Origin of the sequence: Dermabacter sp. HMSC06F07 (genome assembly GCF_001807345.1) — a bacterium.
GTDB classification, from domain to species: domain Bacteria; phylum Actinomycetota; class Actinomycetes; order Actinomycetales; family Dermabacteraceae; genus Dermabacter; species Dermabacter hominis.
In genome coordinates this window covers 469,466-485,537 of sequence record NZ_KV788588.1, presented here as the reverse complement: position 1 = coordinate 485,537, position 16,072 = coordinate 469,466, and the positions used below count along the sequence as shown (strand labels likewise).

The following is a 16,072-nucleotide window of genomic DNA, read 5'->3' as shown; positions in this document are numbered from 1 at the left end:
TGGATGTGCAGGGTAGGGAATGATTGGAATGGATCGGTCCACAGCTGAGGAACTGAGCCGCGGCAAGGTCGCGCCCATCGCGGTGAGCGATGAAGCGACCGTCGTTGCCACCTACGAGGCGGACGTTACCGGGGCCGACGCCTATCAGTCGGAAGCGCAACTCGAAACTGCCCTCATCGCGCAGCTGACGGCACAAGCCTACGAATACGCAGACATCCGCAACGAAACTGCTCTCGTGGCGAACTTGCGTGCACAGCTCGAAGCGCTCAACAACATCCGCTTCACAGACACGGAATGGGAAACGTTCTTTAAGAACTCGATCGCGAGTGCCAATGAAGGTCCCAGAGAGAAAACATGGCGCCTGCACAACGCCAACACTCAACTCCTTCGACGTGACGACGGAACTACCAAAAACATCCGTCTACTCGACAAAACCCACATCCACAACAACAAACTCCAAGTCATCAACCAATACGCCGTCGACGCCGGAACCGCACCGGGTGCAGCGACCCACTCCAACCGGTATGACGTCACGATCCTCGTCAACGGGCTGCCGCTCATCCACATCGAACTCAAACGCCGCGGCGTCAACCTCCGCGAAGCGTTCAACCAAATCGCCCGCTACCAAAACCAATCCCTCTGGTCCGGCCACGGGCTTTTCGACTACGTGCAAGTGTTCGTGATCTCTAACGGGACACTCACCAAGTACTACTCCAACACCACGCGCCCCAAACCAAGCGACCACACCAAACGCAACTCCAACACATGGGCATTCACCTGCTGGTGGGCAGACAGCCACAACAAAGTCATCCCTGACCTACAAGGCTTCACCCGCACCTTCTTCGCGAAACACACCATTCTCAACATCCTCACCAAGTACTGCGTGCTACGCGAAGACGGCACCCTGCTCGTCATGCGGCCCTACCAAATCGCCGCTACCGAACGAATCCTCCAACGCATCGACGTGGCCGCGAACAACGCCATGCTCGGCACGACCCAAGCGGGCGGCTACATCTGGCACACCACCGGGTCCGGTAAAACACTCACGAGCTTCAAAACCGCGCAACTCGCCACCGCACTACCGAGCAACCCCAAAGTTCTGTTCGTCGTCGACCGCAAAGACCTCGACTACCAAACCATGCGGGAATACGACAGCTTTAAAAAGGGGGCCGCAAACTCCAACACCTCCACCAAAATCCTCACCGAGCAAATGGGAGACCCTAACGCGCGCATCATCATCACGACCATCCAAAAGCTCTCCAACTTCGTTGCCGCGAATGCGAAACACCCCATCTACAACGAACACACGGTGTTGATTTTCGACGAATGCCACCGATCCCAATTCGGTGACATGCACAGCGCCATCACCAAGAAATTCAAAAAGTACAACATCTTCGGATTCACCGGAACCCCGATCTTCCGCGACAACGCCGGCAAATCCTACGGCGCACGTGACGGTCGCGTGATTGTACGCACCACCGAAGAAACCTTCGGCGAACAACTCCACACCTACACCATCGTCGATGCGATCGAAGACAAGAACGTTCTGCCCTTCAAACTCGCGTACAACACCGTGCTCGCACGTGCCGGGGAGGCGGTGGCTGAAGGTGCGAGCCGCGCCCAAGAAGAAGCCGCGCTTATGGCACCCGAACGCATCAGGGCCGTCACCAGTTACATCCTCGATCACTTCAACCAACACACCCGCCGCCAGACTGAAACCGGCGAAACCAACACCTCCTACCTGCACACCGTTACGAGTAACACCGCAGATGTCGCGCGTCGAAGGAGCGGAGCGGGCGAGGCGATTAGAGCCAAACGCCGTGTCATCGGATTCAACGCGATGATGGCCGTGCAATCCGTAGAAGCCGCCAAGCTCTACTACACCGAATTCAAAAGGCAGCAGGCAGGGCTCCTGGAACACAAGCGGCTCAAAGTGGCCACCATCTTCAGCTATGGAGCCAACGAAGACCCCGAAGCCGGAATCCTCGCAGACGAAGGGTTCGACACTGGAAAGCTCAGCGGTGAGAACCGCGAATTCCTCGACACCGTCATCGCTGACTACAACCAGATTTTCGGTACAAGCTACGACGCCAACGGCGACAATTTCCAGAACTACTACCGCGACCTCTCCATGAGGGTCAAAGACCGCGAAGTCGACCTACTGCTGGTCGTGAACATGTTCCTCACAGGTTTCGACGCCCCCACGCTGAACACGCTGTATGTGGATAAAAACCTGAAATACCACGGGCTGATCCAGGCGTTCTCACGCACCAACCGCATTCTCAACACCGTGAAGCGGTACGGGAACATCGTGTGCTTTCGCGACCTCCAAGAGAACACCGAAGACGCTCTCGCCCTGTTCGGGAATGCTAACGCTCAAGGTATCGCCTTGCTCGAGCCATACGAACACTATTTAGCCCAGTACCGACTTAAAGTCGCAGAAATGCTCGCCTTTCACGAACCCGGTTCAGGCGTTCCGGTGAGCGAAGGCGAACAACACCACTTCGCTGAAGTCTTCGGTGAGATTCTGCGGTTACGAAACCTGCTGGCTGGGTTCGACGAGTTCCCCGACGACGACGAACTTAGCCCGCGTCAGCTTCAAGACCTGCAGAGCGTTTATCTCACGGTGCGTGAAGAGATGCGGGCCGATGCCGATGCGAACGAGCCGCAACCAGAGCAACTGGACCTCGTATTCGAGATCGAGCTGCTCAGACAAGTGGAGGTCAACGTCGACTACATTCTGATGCTGGTCGAGAAATTCCGCGAGCCGATGCTGAAATCCCAGGTCCCTGACCACTCTTACAAAGATCAAGTCCTCCAAGCGGTTGAGTCGAGCCCGACCCTGCGCGACAAACGCGACCTGTTCATGGACTTCATCGACGTTGTTCACCCGGATACGAGTATTGCCGAGCAGTGGATTGCGTTCATTACCAAGCGCCGCGAAGAAGAACTCGGCACTCTCATCAAAGAAGAGAAACTCCGTGAACCCGCCGCCTGGGACTTTGTGGAGGGCGCCTTCGACGCCGGGGTGGTCCCGCGCATCGGTACTGACATCGGGAAAGTGCTGCCGCGCATGAGTTTCTTTGGCACCACTACCGGTGGCGAGAGCCGAGCGGAAAAGAAAGAGCGGGTGCTCGACAAGATCACGGAGTTCCTGGAACGCTACGCACCGCTCGGTTGAGCTCCGCTAGCGTTCGGCGGCTCAAGCCGAGCGCTTCGCCAGCAGCTGCGCGAGCAGCTCCTTGACCTCTTCGGGGTCAGCGATGCGGAAGCTCGCCGCGGTTTCGCCGCCTCCGACCTTGATCGTGAGGTCGCTTTCGCTCGCACGGTTGAACACGGACTCGTCGGTGACGTCGTCGCCGAGGTAGAGCCACGCGTCGCACGCGCACGCGCGGGCGAGGGCCTCGATCGCTTCGCCCTTCGTCGCGGGGATCACCGAGAACTCCACGACGGCCTTTCCTGGCGTGACCTTTGCGTGGCGGATCGAGCGTGCATACTCGAGGGCTTCTTCGGTCGCGTTCGCGGCGCCGCGGCCCTTCGCGTTGCGCGTGTGGAGCACGGCGGCCGTGGGCTTTTTCTCTACCTCGGTACCCGGGTACTTGCGGGAAATCCGCTCGAGAGCCGCCGTGATGGTCTCCAGCTGCGAGCGGCGCTCATCCGTCATCGAGAGCGACGAGGAATCGAGAATGCCCGCATCCATGCTCTCGGGAAGCGCCCCCACCTCGGCACCGTGCGAGCCAATCAGCACAACCGAACTCGGCATTTCCGTGAGCGAATCGAGATCCTCGAGGGAACGGCCCGATACGAGGGCGACGTTCGTGCCGTCGAGGCCAGAAAGGGATCGAAGCGCCTGAAGCGACTCGGGGATAGCACACGCCTCATCGCGATTCGCGACGATCGGTGCGAGAACGCCGTCGAAATCCGACGCGATGAGCACGCGCGGCGTTGCCGCGAAAGCCTCGAGAGCAGAATCGAGCTCGGCGCGAGGCGGGCAAGCGTCGGAACTAAGAGTGGGACGAGCCGGAGCCTTCCTGGCTTCTGCACTGCGATCTCCACCCACGCGCTCGAGCGACTCGAGGAAGTCCGACGCCCACCGCTGCACATCGTGATCAAACACCTGGCGGCGAAGCGAACGCATGTTGTCTTGCTGTTCCTCCTCGCTCATCGCGAGCGCGTGGAGGATCGCCGATTTGAGCTCGTCAATGTCGTGTGGGTTCACGAGGGTCGCGGCGCGAAGCTCATCGGCGGCACCCGTGAACTCCGAAAGCACGAGAACGCCGCGCTCATCGATGCGCGAGGCGATGTATTCCTTCGCCACGAGGTTCATGCCGTCGCGAAGGCTCGTCACGAGCACCACGTCCGCGCACATGTACAGCGCGGTCATGTCGGTGCGGGGGAATGTGCGGTGCATGTAGGAGATCGCGGGGCGGCCGATCGGGGCGAAGTCGCCGTTGAGGCGTCCGACGGTCAGCTCGATCTCATCGCGCAGCTGCTTATAGGCGTCGACCCTCTCGCGCGAGGGGGTCGCGACCTGGATCATCGTGACCTCGTGCGGGTCGATCGCGCCGTCGTTGAGGAGCTCGCCGTAGGCCTTGAGGCGGTGGCGGATGCCTTTCGTGTAATCGAGGCGATCCACGCCGAGCACAACCTTCTTCGGGTTGCCGAGCTGCTCGCGAATTTCCTTCGCCCGCGCGAGCACAGCCGGGTCCTTCGTGAGCTCGTCGTACACGCTCACGTCAATGGAGATCGGGAAGCAGCGCGCTTCGACCGTCCGGTCGTCTTCAAGGCCGAGGCCCGGGACGATGATCTGGTGCTCGTTCGCGCGGTAGCCGAGGATCTGCCGCACACACGTCGTGAAGTTGATGGCATCCCGCTCGCGCTGGAAGCCGAGCAGATCCGCGCCGAGCAGACCCCGCAAAACCGAGTCTCGCTTTGGCAGCTGCGCGAAAAGCTCGAACGGGGGGAAGGGAATGTGGTTGAACCAGCCGATCGTCACGTCCGGGCGGAGGCTGCGGATCATCTCGGGAACCAGTTGTAGCTGGTAGTCGTGCACCCAGATCGTGCCACCCTCGGCCGTTGCGGTGGCAGCGGCCTTCGCGAACTTCCGGTTCGCCTCGACGTAGACGTCCCACCAGGTGCGGTGAAAGTTCGGGTCGGCGATCACGTCGTGGTAGAGCGGCCACAGCGTGTCGTTCGAGAAGCCCTCGTAGTATTTTTCGACTTCTTCGGCCGTGAGGGTCACGGGCACGAGATGCATGGTGTCGATGTCGAACGGATCGATGTCTTCACCTGCGCCGCCGGCCCAGCCAACCCACGCGGCCGATTCCGCGTTGCGCATGACCGACTCCATCGCAGTGACGAGACCGCCCGGGCTCGTGACCCACTCGGTCGAACCATCGGGAGCCGTTTTGCGATCGACCGGGAGGCGATTGGCGACGACAACGAGGGATGCGCGGGACATGATGCTCCTTTTCCGAGGCGCGTGTTTCACCTCCTGACGCTACCAATCCCGGATGGGTGCTCGTGTAAAAGCGATCGTCTTTGCACGTGGACACGATCTCGGCGCCGCGGCCCCTCGACCTAGGGTTTCAGTCAACGAATGTCCCCTAGAGTAAGGAGTAGGCATGCGCGCACACGAGGCGGGAGCCCTCCACGGGAACGATCTCGTTCCCCAGTGGTTGCCCTACCCGAGCGACGTCAACCACCTGATCGACGGGCTCTGGAGCGAGAAGACGACGCGCAACGAAAGCGGCGAGGTCGAGATCGCGGGCGTTGGCGTGGGCGAGATTAAGGAGCGGTTCGGTACGCCCACCTTCGTGATCGACGAAGAGGATTTCCGCTCCCGCGCGAGGCTCTTCCGCGCAACGTTCGAGAAGGCTTTCGCACCGCTCGCCGGGGTGGACATGAGCTACGCGAGCAAGGCCTTCCTCTCCATGGCGGTCGCGCGCTGGGTGCGCGAAGAGGGCCTTGGCCTCGATGTGTGCTCGGGTGGGGAGCTCGCGATTGCGCTTCGCGCGGGGTCCGACGCTAGCCGGCTCACGTTCCACGGCAATAACAAGAGCGATGCCGAGCTTGCCCTCGCGATTGAAGCTGGGGTGGGGCGCATCGTGATCGATTCCCTCGAGGAGATCGCGCGCGTCAGCGATATCGCCGCGACGCATGGCGTGCGCCAGCGCGTGCTGCTGCGCGTGACCTCGGGCGTTGAAGCCCACACACACGAGTTCATCTCGACCGCGCACGAGGATCAGAAGTTTGGCATATCGATTACGACGGGGGACGCACTCGAGGCAATCCGTCGCGTCGAGGCCGCGGACGCGCTCAGGCTCGAGGGCCTGCATTCGCACATCGGCTCGCAGATCTTCGACACGAACGGCTTCGAGGTAGCGGCGCGGCGCGTGCTCGCGCTCGCGAAGGAAGGGCGCGAGGCGATCGGACGCCCGATCACCCACATCGTGCTCGGCGGCGGCTTCGGGGTGATGTACACGACCCAGAACACCCCGCGCACGGCCGAGCAACTGGCCGAGCAACTCGCCGCGATCGTCGAAAATTCCTGCCGCGCACTCGAGCTAGAGATCCCAAGACTCGGCTTCGAACCGGGCCGTGCGATCGCGGGCCCCTCGACCCAAACGCTTTACACGGTGGGAACGCTCAAGGATGTCGAACTCGGCGGCGGGCAACAGCGTCTCTACGTCTCGATCGACGGGGGCATGAGTGACAACATCCGTACAGCCCTCTACGACGCTGACTACTCGTGCCTGCTGTCCAATCGCACCTCCGAGGTCGAGCCTCGCGTTGTGCGCGTCGTCGGCAAACACTGTGAAAGTGGCGACATCGTGGTGAAAGATGAATACCTGCCCGCGGACGTCAGGCGAGGAGATCTCATCTCCGTGCCCGTCACGGGTGCCTACTGCTATGCCCTCGCCTCCAACTACAACTGTGCGCTGAGGCCCGCCGTCGTCTCCGTCAAAGACGGCGATGTGAGCGAGATGATCCGCCGCGAAACTCTCGAGGACCTGCTCGCGCGCGATCTAGGGTAACGGTAGGGGAGAGGAAAGTGTCGGGCCCACGCATCCAACACTCGCTACGCTTGAGGTGATGCACGCACGCGAGAGGCCCGTGCGAGTGAGTAAGCGAAGCGCCGCAAACACCACCGCGCGCAAGAGAGGGATATGTGAGAATCGCGAGAGAACGCGTCACGGTGCAGCCGTGCGCGACGAGCGCCAACCTCGGCCCGGGCTTCGACAGCCTCGCCCTCGCCCTCGAGCTTCGTGACCGTTACACGCTTGAGGTCACCACGGGGGAAACCGAGGTCACCATTCGCGGCGAGGGAGCCGGTGAGCTGCCCACCGACGATACCAATCTCATCGTGCGCACGCTGCGCGAAAGCCTCGAATGGGTCGGCGCGCCCCAGATCGGCGTGCGGCTTACGTGCACGAATGTCATTCCCCAGGGCGCAGGGCTCGGCTCGAGCGCCGCGGCGATCGTGGGCGGCATTGCCCTCGCGAGAGCCATAATTCAGGAACCGAATGCGCTCGACGAACGCGCAATGCTCGAGATCGCAACATCGATCGAGGGGCATCCCGATAGTGTCGCCGCCGTTATCCACGGCGGCGTGTGCCTTAGCTATATGGATGGCGAAAATCCCCACACCGTGCGCGTGCGCGTCGCCAATGCTGCCGACGGTCGACCCGTTCTGCGCCCCCTCATCATGTGCCCGAACCGCACGCTTTCGACGACCACGGCTCGCGCGATACTGAGCCCCGAGGTGCGCCGCCGGGACGCGACCCACAACATCGCCCGTGCCGCTCTTCTCGTGCACGCTCTTGCGGAAGACCCCTCACGCCTGTTCGCGGCTACGGCAGACCGCCTCCATCAGGATGAACGCAGCGCCCATATGCCCCAGAGCGTGGGCCTCGTCCACGTGCTGCGCTCGCAGGGCGTTCCCGCCGTGATTTCGGGGGCGGGGCCGACGGTGCTGATCCCTATCGACGCACCGGACGACATCGCGCGCATCGTCCGCGAAGTCGTCGAAGAGCCCGACGACTGGCGCCTCGCGCGCGTGCTGCTTGCACGAGAGGGCATCCACACTGTGTTATCGTGAGGGTGCTCGGCCACGCGAACGTGGCCCCGCCCCCGTTGAAGGCTGGCAAACCGCCCCGCGCAAAGCCACAATCCTTCCCTCGGCGGTAGGCGCTCGCAGAAGAGAACCATCTCATGATGGTCGAGCATTCCTCACACCGACCGGTGCCCCTATTTCGGCGTGAAGCACACGAGCCTCCCGCCCCAGTGCCCGAGTGCGCGTTTTTCCCCGAAAAAGCACGGTCATCTCACGAAACTGAGTACAACCACGGGACACACACCTCAGAAAGGACCCCGGGTGAACGACAACTACACTGACGCCGCCGAACTTTCGGCAAAGAGGCTCCCTGAGCTTCAGGCCATCGCGACTTCCATGGGCATCCGCGGCGTGCGCAAGCTCCGCAAAGGCGAGCTGATCGAGGCAATCCGTACGGGCAAGGCACCGTCGGCCCCCGCCGCGCGTGCCGAAAAGACGAGCCCCTCCGACGACGCGCCCGCGGCTCCCGCTCCTCAGAGCGCTGAGACGGCACAGAAGCCCTCGCGCTCCCGCAATCGCAACGAGGATCAGGAGCGCGGCGATGCACAGGACCGCAACACCGAGTCCACCGGTGATACCAACGAACGCGCAGAGCGTCGCCGCGGCGAGCGCCCGCGCCGGGTCGAAGACATCGAGCTTCCCGATTCAGAAACCACGCGCGACCGCCGCAAGGGGGAGCGCCCCGACCGCCGCGAGCGCGGCAACGATAAAGGGCGCGACACCAAGCAGGGCGATCAGAAGAATCGCGATGGCGAAGGCCGCCGCGACGGTCGCAACAATCGCTCCGGCAACGACAACGACGACAACAACAACGATCGCCGTAGCCGCCGCTCGCGCGGACGAGACCGCAACCGCAACCGCAACCGTCGCGACAACGACAATAACGGCGAGCCGCAGATCCACGAAGACGACGTCCTCGTCAAGGTCGCGGGCATTCTCGACATTCGCGACAACTACGCGTTTGTGCGCACGACCGGCTACCTGCCCGGCCCGAGCGACATTTACGTGTCGATGAACCAGGTGCGCAAGTACGGCCTGCGCAAGGGCGATGCGATCGTCGGCCAGGTCAAGGCGCCGAAGGACGGCGAGGAACAGCAGCGCCAGCAGGATTTCCACCACGGTGGCGGTGGCCGCGGGCGCGGACGCAACAACAACCGCCACTCGAAGTTTGCGGCGCTCGTAAGCGTCGACACCGTCAACGGAATGACTCCCGAGAAGGCTAAGGCGCGCGTCGAGTTCAACAAGCTCACGCCGCTGTACCCCGATACGCGCCTTCGTCTCGAGAACAAGGCCACGAATTTCACGCCGCGCATCATTGACCTTGTTGCCCCCGTTGGCAAGGGCCAGCGTGGCCTCATCGTCGCGCCTCCGAAGGCGGGTAAGACCATCATCCTCCAGCAGGTCGCCGATGCGATCACGCAGAACAACCCCGAGGTTCACCTCATGGTTGTTCTCGTGGACGAGCGCCCCGAGGAAGTCACCGACATGCAGCGCACGGTCAAGGGCGAGGTCATCGCCTCGACCTTCGATCGCCCCGCCGACGACCACACGACCGTCGCCGAGCTCGCGATTGAGCGCGCGAAGCGCCTCGTGGAAATGGGGCGCGACGTCGTCGTGCTCCTTGACTCGATCACGCGCCTCGGCCGTGCCTACAACCTTGCGGCGCCCGCCTCGGGCCGGATCCTTTCCGGTGGTGTCGATTCCTCGGCGCTTTACCCGCCTAAGCGTTTCTTTGGCGCGGCTCGCAACGTCGAAAATGGCGGCTCGCTCACGATCCTCGCCACAGCCCTCGTGGACACGGGATCGAAGATGGACGAAGTGATCTTCGAAGAGTTCAAGGGCACCGGCAACTGGGAGCTCAAGCTCGACCGCAAGCTCGCTGAGCGCCGCATCTTCCCGGCCGTTGACGTCAATGCCTCGGGAACGCGTCGCGAAGAAGAGCTCATGGGTAACGAGGAGCTCGCCATCATGTGGAAGCTTCGCCGCGTGCTCGGCCAGCTCGAACAGCAGCAGGCGATTGAACTTCTTCTCGAGCGCCTCAAGAAGTCGCAGTCGAACAGCGAATTCCTTCTCGCCGTTTCGAAGACGACCCCGAGCGTTCCTCGCCAGAGCGAATAGCGCCGCTCCGAGCAGGGTCTGTAAGCAGAGTTACAGGCAGCGCACTGGAGCTCGCACGCCCATTCGTGGGAAACTAAACGACGGTTCTGGTTCACGGCCCGCACCTCGGCGCCGACCCAGCGGCCATGATCGAAAAGGAGACATCACATGAAGAAGGGGATTCACCCCGAATACGTGGAGACCACGGTGACCTGCACCTGTGGCAACACGTTCGTGACGCGCAGCACGAAAGCCGACGGAAAGATCAACTCCGAAGTGTGCTCGGCTTGCCACCCGTTCTACACCGGTAAGCAGAAGATTCTTGACACCGGTGGCCGCGTGGCCCGCTTCGAAGCGCGCTACGGCAAGCGCAAGAAGTAGCTTTTCAAAGCGGCGTCGGCACCCCGCCTCCATGTGGGATGCCGGCGCCGCTTTCGCGTACGTAAAACATCCACGCCCGCCCCACCACGCCAAGAAAGACCCTCATGTTTGAGAACGTGTCCTCGCTCGTTGACGAATACTCGGCCCTCGAGCAGCAAATGGCCGACCCGTCCCTCCATAATGACCACAACAAGGCTAAGCGAGTGGGGCGCCGCTACGCCGAACTCGGGCCCGTGGTCAGCACGTACCGCGAATGGCTCACGGCAGGCGAGGATCTCGAAACCGCTCTCGAATTCGCCGAAGAGGACCCCTCGATGGCGGAGGAAGCTGACGCTCTCGAACGCACGCGTGAGGATCTCACGGCGAAGCTCGAAGAGCTGCTTGCCCCGCGCGATCCCAACGATGCTCGTGACGTGATCCTCGAGGTCAAGGCCGGTGCGGGTGGCGATGAATCCGCGCTCTTTGCCGCGGATCTTGTGCGCATGTACGAGGCGTACGCGACGAAGAATGGTTGGAGCACCGAAATCATCACGGAGACCGAATCGGATCTCGGTGGCTACAAAGACCTCGCGATGTCGATCCGCACGCGAGGCAACGTCGGCCCTGCGGAAGGCGTATGGGCTCACCTCAAGTACGAAGGCGGTGTGCACCGTGTGCAGCGCGTGCCCGTGACCGAGTCGCAGGGGCGCATTCACACCTCGGCCGTCGGTGTCCTCGTTGTCCCCGAAGCCGATGAGGCCGATGAAGACGAGTTCCTCGCCGAACAGCTTCACCCGAACAATCTTCGTATCGACGTCTACCGTTCCTCCGGCCCCGGTGGCCAGAGCGTGAATACGACCGACTCGGCCGTTCGCATTACGCACCTGCCTACGGGACTCGTCGTGAGCTGCCAGAACGAAAAGAGCCAGCTCCAAAATAAGGAGCAGGCGATGCGCATCCTCCGCTCACGCCTGCTCGATGCCGTTCACGCTGAGCAGGAAGCGGAAGCCTCGGCGACGCGCCGCTCCCAGGTGCGCACCGTGGATCGCTCCGAGCGCATCAGGACCTACAACTTCCCCGAAAATCGCATCGCCGATCACCGCACCGGATACAAGGCGAATAACCTCGATCAGGTGCTCAACGGCGAACTCGATCCCGTCGTCAAGTCGCTCATGGATGCCGATCGCGAAGCGATGCTCGCCGCTGCGGGCTCGAACGAGTAAGAGCACGTGAACGAATACCGTGCCCCCGCTGCACACAACGGCCTGAGCGTTTCGCAGCGAGTGGCGCTCGCACGCCGAGGCGCACGCGCGCGGCTTCACGCGGCCGGCATCGCTTCAGCCGAAGCCGAAGCGCGGCTCATCGTTCTCCATGCAGCGCAGGCCGAGGCTTCCCTCGTGCTCCTTGACCAGCTCCCCGAAACCTTCGAGGCGGACGTCGAGGCGATCCTCGCGCGACGCGAAAGGCGCGAGCCCCTTCAGCTGATCCTCGGTCAAGCCCCCTTTCGGCACCTCACACTCGAGACCGCCCGCGGCGTGTTCATCCCGCGGCCCGAGACCGAAACGGCACTCGACATCGCCCATGACTGGACGCGCGAGGAAGGCCGGCAAGCGTCGGACCCGCTGCACGCCCTCGACGCCTGCACCGGAAGTGGAACCCTCGCCGCAGCGCTCCTTAACGAATTCCCCGCCGCCCGCGTGAGCGCGTTCGACGTGAACTCGCGTGCCGTGGAACTTGCGCAGCGCAACTGCGCAGCATCCGGGCCGGGGCGCTTCCGCGTTTTTCACGCAGAACTACCCACAGGCCTCACTGAGCTCGACGGTTTCATCGACACGCATATTCCTGATCGCCCGCTCGACCTCGTCATCGCGAACCCGCCCTATATCCCCGCGCGCGCGATTCCCGCCGACGCCGAGGTGCGCGAGTACGACCCGCACGAGGCATTGTTCGGGGGAGGGGAGAGTGGCCTCGACGTTCCTCGCGCCGTGATCAACCTTGCCGCACGCCTGCTGCGGCCACGAGGCCTGCTCATCATGGAACACGACGAAAGCCAGGGAGCGCCGACGCGGGCCCTCGCCGCAGAGACACAGAGTTTTGACACGATTAAGACCGCGCGCGACCTCACGGGACGCGACCGCTTCCTCGTGGCGCGCGCAGCACAACAAGTGAGAGAATGACGCACGTGAGCGTATACGACTACACCGACGAATCCACGCGTGACGAAGCCCTCGAGGCTGCTGCCGCCGCGGTCAAGGATGGCAAACTCATAGTTTTGCCGACCGACACCGTGTACGGCATCGGCGCCGACGCCTTTAATAAAGACGCCGTACAGGCGCTCCTCGACGCGAAGGGGCGAGGCCGCGAATTCCCGCCGCCCGTGCTCATCGGCGACCCGAATGTCATGCACGCGCTCGGGTTCGATATTCCGCCGATCATCGAAGACCTCGTCGAGGAATACTGGCCCGGCGCGCTCACGGTGATCGTTAAAGCCCAGCCGTCTCTGCACTGGGACCTCGGCAACACCAAAGGCACCGTCGCGTTGCGGATGCCCGATCACGAGGCTGCAATTGCACTGCTCAAGAAAACGGGACCGCTCGCCGTTTCGAGCGCGAACAAGCACGGCGGCGATGCCGCCAAGAGCGTCATGGATGCGGCCGTGCAACTCGGCGACGCGGTTGAGGTCTACGTCGATGGCGGCAAGAGTCGCATCGGCGAGTCCTCCACGATCATCGACGCGACCGTGAATCCGCCCGAAATTCTCCGTCGCGGCGCACTGAGCGAAGAGGAGATCGTCGCGAAGTTCGGCGAGATTTTCACCCCCGAAAAGCCCGTACAACCCGAAGACGAACAAGCAGGCGAGGGGGCCGAGGCATCTCAAGAACAGTCACCTGCCGGCGAGGATAAGGCCGACGCTTGAGGGTTTACCTCTTTCTACTGCTCATCGCCGCGGCCGTCACCTATCTCGTGACGCCCGCGGCGCGCGTCGTTGCACGGCGCATCGGCGCAATGACCGCCGTTCGTGAACGCGATGTGCACAGGGACGTGACACCGCGCCTCGGCGGAGTAGCGATGTTCGCGGGGGTCGCGGTCGCGATGCTTCTTGCCTCGAACGTGCCCTTCCTCGAACCGATCTTTCGTGGCTCGTTCAAGGTGTGGTCGATCCTCATCGCGGGTGGGCTCATATGTCTGCTCGGCGGCCTCGACGACAAATTCGACCTCGACTGGCTGACGAAGCTCGCCGGTCAAGTGCTCATCGCGCTCTTCGTTGCCTCGCAAGGAGTGCAACTCACGACCCTCCCGATCGGTGGCCTCACGCTCATTTCCGCTCGCTCATCGCTCATCTTGACCGTCATCGTGATTGTGGCAGCGATGAACGCCGTGAACTTCATCGATGGGCTCGACGGCCTCGCCTCCGGAGTCATGGCGATCGGCGGAGTGGCGTTCTTTATTTACGCCTACCTCCTCACGCGAGACGTATCCTCCACCGACTATTCGTCGATGGCGGCTCTCATCACTGCGGTCATGATCGGGGCATGCCTTGGGTTCCTGCCTCACAACTTTTCCAAAGCGCGCATCTTCATGGGGGATTCGGGAGCCCTCTTTCTCGGTCTCTTGTTGGTCTCGGCAACCATCGCCGTCACGGGCCAGGTCGATCCGGCTCGCCTCGCCCCCTCCGATGCCTTCGGCCAGCTTCTCCCGATTCTCATGCCCGTGGGCGTGATGATCCTTCCAGCCCTCGATATGGTGCTCGCGGTGATCAGGCGTGTGGGAAGTGGAAAATCGCCGTTTCACGCCGACCGTCGGCACCTGCACCATCGCCTTTTGAACCTGGGACACTCAAAACTTGGCGCGGTCCTCATCATGTACACGTGGACGGCGCTCGTGTCGCTATGCCTGCTCGCGCCCGTATTCTTCGAGGCGAAGACCGCCGCGTTTATTTGGATCGGCTCGCTCGTCGTCGCTATAGTCGTGACGCTTGACCCCCTGCGAGCACTCCATCGTGCTCGCCGCAACCAGGACGTGGAGAAAACCGCATGAGCACCGCAGAAAAGAACCGCGCGTACAACAACGCACTGGTGCAAAAAGCGATCGTGAGCGCGGTGATCGTGGGGGCCGTCATCGCTGCCGTCGTTGTGCTCGTTGCCTGGATCGGCTTCGATCCGCTCGCCCGCAACGGCGCGATCGTCGGCGCTCTCCTCTCTCTCGTGGTGACGCTGCCCGCGCTCATCGTCGCGTACTGGGGAATCGCCCAGAGCCCGCTCATCATGCTCGGAACGGTTGCGTGCACGTGGGGAGGCAAAATGCTTGCTCTCATCCTGTGCCTCATCCTGCTCAAAGGAGAGACATGGCTCTCAATGCCGTGGGTGGGAATTGCGCTTCTCTTCGGCGCCGTCGCCCCGATTGCGGTCGAAGGAGCGCTGCTCGCGCGAACACGCCCGAAAATTGAGGTGTAAGAGGCACCGAACTGAGTCAAAAGTCCGCCTCGTCCTCTGTTATATTGATTCAGAATGCTGAGCGAATAGCGGCGCAGCCTGCATAGGTGCTGAATGCACGTGCATGGCGTGCAAACCGCCTCGAACAGACCGTCCCGTGCCCGTGGCGCGCGAAACGCACGCCGACAACTCTGGAGTAAGAGCAGTTGATTCCTAGCGAAACTTCGCGCCTTGTCGCTGAAGGTGGGCTGGATTTTCACACCCCGTCCCTCGCCGACTTTTTCCCCGATGCGATTCTCTTTGCGGGCACCCCGTTTGAGTTCAACCGCGTGCAGCTCATTCGCCTTATCGTGGTCGTGGGATGCCTCGCGATCACGTACGCGATCGCCTCACGCGCCAAGGTTGTGCCGGGGCGCATCCAAAGCGTTTTCGAGCTCTTCATGGGCTTCATTCGCGACAATGCGATCGAGCCCGTCCTCGGTAAGGCAAAGGGACGCCGCTTCGCTCCCATGCTCTACACGCTGTTCTTCCTCATCCTCTCGATGAACCTTGCCGGCGTTACCCCGGGCCTCAACCTCGCGGGCACCTCCGTGATCGGCATGCCATTCCTGCTGGCGATGTGGACCTTCGGCACCTACGTGTACTGCGGCATGAAGCAGCACGGCTTCCTCGGCTACTTCAAACACGAAACCATGCCTCCGGGCGTGCCGAAGCCCGTGTACATCCTGCTCGCCCCGATCGAGTTCCTTCAGCTCGCCGTCGTGCGCTGGTTCTCGCTCACCGTGCGTCTTCTCGCCAACATGGTCGCGGGCCACATGATGCTCGTCGTGTTCATCTCCCTCACGCAAGCGATCCTGTTCTCAGGGACGTGGCTCATTGCCGCGACCCCCTTCGCGGGAGCTTTCGCACTCGGCATTTTCGGCTTCGAAATCTTCGTTGCCCTTCTGCAGGCCTTCATCTTCACAGTGCTTTCCGCCGTGTACATCAACATGGCGACGAGCGAAAGCCACTAAGGCGTCTAGATTTTTCCGATTTTCCACCCCGAGCTTCGGCTCACAACCGAAAC

12 protein-coding genes are annotated in these 16,072 nt (G+C 62.4%); 11 read left to right on the top strand and 1 reads right to left on the bottom strand.

The genetic code is table 11. The features are described 5' to 3' along the window. Nucleotides 1-19 precede the first annotated feature (19 nt). Nucleotides 20-3,181, top strand: coding sequence for a type I restriction endonuclease subunit R (locus tag HMPREF3157_RS09285; protein WP_070436189.1), 3,162 nt, complete (start codon nucleotides 20-22; stop codon nucleotides 3,179-3,181). 21 nt (nucleotides 3,182-3,202) lie between these two features. On the opposite strand, the gene HMPREF3157_RS09280 is transcribed toward HMPREF3157_RS09285, so the two are convergent. Then, nucleotides 3,203-5,461, bottom strand: a complete 2,259-nt coding sequence (locus tag HMPREF3157_RS09280; protein WP_070436188.1) for a bifunctional alpha,alpha-trehalose-phosphate synthase (UDP-forming)/trehalose-phosphatase — start codon at nucleotides 5,459-5,461, stop codon at nucleotides 3,203-3,205. A 163-nt stretch (nucleotides 5,462-5,624) separates the two neighbouring features. Between HMPREF3157_RS09280 and lysA the strand changes: the two genes are divergently transcribed. The 10 genes from lysA (at nucleotide 5,625) to atpB (ending at nucleotide 16,019) form a co-directional block, all read left to right on the top strand. Then, nucleotides 5,625-7,037 carry a diaminopimelate decarboxylase gene (lysA, locus tag HMPREF3157_RS09275; protein ID WP_070436187.1) on the top strand — a complete coding sequence of 471 codons (1,413 nt, stop codon included), beginning with the start codon at nucleotides 5,625-5,627 and terminating at the stop codon, nucleotides 7,035-7,037. Between the two features lie 134 nt (nucleotides 7,038-7,171). Beyond that, complete coding sequence (gene thrB / locus HMPREF3157_RS09270; protein WP_070436186.1) at nucleotides 7,172-8,101, top strand: homoserine kinase; 930 nt, start codon at nucleotides 7,172-7,174, stop codon at nucleotides 8,099-8,101. A 276-nt stretch (nucleotides 8,102-8,377) separates the two neighbouring features. Beyond that, on the top strand, nucleotides 8,378-10,234 hold the full coding sequence (gene rho, locus HMPREF3157_RS09265; RefSeq protein WP_070436185.1) for a transcription termination factor Rho: 1,857 nt from the start codon (nucleotides 8,378-8,380) through the stop codon (nucleotides 10,232-10,234). Nucleotides 10,235-10,381: 147 nt separating this feature from the next. Continuing rightward, nucleotides 10,382-10,594, top strand: a complete 213-nt coding sequence (gene rpmE / locus HMPREF3157_RS09260) for a 50S ribosomal protein L31 (RefSeq protein WP_016664822.1) — start codon at nucleotides 10,382-10,384, stop codon at nucleotides 10,592-10,594. 104 nt (nucleotides 10,595-10,698) lie between these two features. Next, the gene (gene prfA, locus HMPREF3157_RS09255; protein ID WP_016664821.1) at nucleotides 10,699-11,796 is read left to right on the top strand and encodes a peptide chain release factor 1; all 1,098 of its coding nucleotides are present in this window, start codon (nucleotides 10,699-10,701) and stop codon (nucleotides 11,794-11,796) included. Between the two features lie 6 nt (nucleotides 11,797-11,802). After that, nucleotides 11,803-12,750 carry a peptide chain release factor N(5)-glutamine methyltransferase gene (prmC, locus tag HMPREF3157_RS09250; protein ID WP_083288144.1) on the top strand — a complete coding sequence of 316 codons (948 nt, stop codon included), beginning with the start codon at nucleotides 11,803-11,805 and terminating at the stop codon, nucleotides 12,748-12,750. Further along, entirely contained in the window at nucleotides 12,747-13,490 is a 744-nt protein-coding gene (locus tag HMPREF3157_RS09245) for an L-threonylcarbamoyladenylate synthase (protein ID WP_070436184.1), read from the top strand. The genes prmC and HMPREF3157_RS09245 overlap by 4 nt, the downstream gene beginning before the upstream one ends. Then, entirely contained in the window at nucleotides 13,487-14,611 is a 1,125-nt protein-coding gene (locus HMPREF3157_RS09240) for a glycosyltransferase family 4 protein (protein ID WP_034373628.1), read from the top strand. Before HMPREF3157_RS09245 ends, HMPREF3157_RS09240 begins: the two co-directional genes overlap by 4 nt. Further along, nucleotides 14,608-15,027: a hypothetical protein gene (locus HMPREF3157_RS09235; protein ID WP_016664817.1), complete on the top strand. Its 420-nt coding sequence runs from the start codon at nucleotides 14,608-14,610 to the stop codon at nucleotides 15,025-15,027. Before HMPREF3157_RS09240 ends, HMPREF3157_RS09235 begins: the two co-directional genes overlap by 4 nt. A 185-nt stretch (nucleotides 15,028-15,212) precedes the next feature. Further along, a complete protein-coding gene (atpB, locus tag HMPREF3157_RS09230; RefSeq protein ID WP_083288143.1) occupies nucleotides 15,213-16,019 on the top strand; it encodes a F0F1 ATP synthase subunit A in 807 nt (268 codons plus the stop codon). The last annotated feature ends 53 nt before the right edge of the window (nucleotides 16,020-16,072 follow it).

Excerpts from the sequence above, each read along its gene's own strand:
- HMPREF3157_RS09285 (WP_070436189.1), top strand. The coding sequence starts at position 20 with ATGATTGGAATGGATCGGTCCACAGCTGAGGAACTGAGCCGCGGCAAG.
- HMPREF3157_RS09280 (WP_070436188.1), bottom strand. The coding sequence starts at position 5,461 with ATGTCCCGCGCATCCCTCGTTGTCGTCGCCAATCGCCTCCCGGTCGAT.
- lysA (WP_070436187.1), top strand. The coding sequence starts at position 5,625 with ATGCGCGCACACGAGGCGGGAGCCCTCCACGGGAACGATCTCGTTCCC.
- rpmE (WP_016664822.1), top strand. The coding sequence starts at position 10,382 with ATGAAGAAGGGGATTCACCCCGAATACGTGGAGACCACGGTGACCTGC.
- prfA (WP_016664821.1), top strand. The coding sequence starts at position 10,699 with ATGTTTGAGAACGTGTCCTCGCTCGTTGACGAATACTCGGCCCTCGAG.
- HMPREF3157_RS09245 (WP_070436184.1), top strand. The coding sequence starts at position 12,747 with ATGACGCACGTGAGCGTATACGACTACACCGACGAATCCACGCGTGAC.
- HMPREF3157_RS09235 (WP_016664817.1), top strand. The coding sequence starts at position 14,608 with ATGAGCACCGCAGAAAAGAACCGCGCGTACAACAACGCACTGGTGCAA.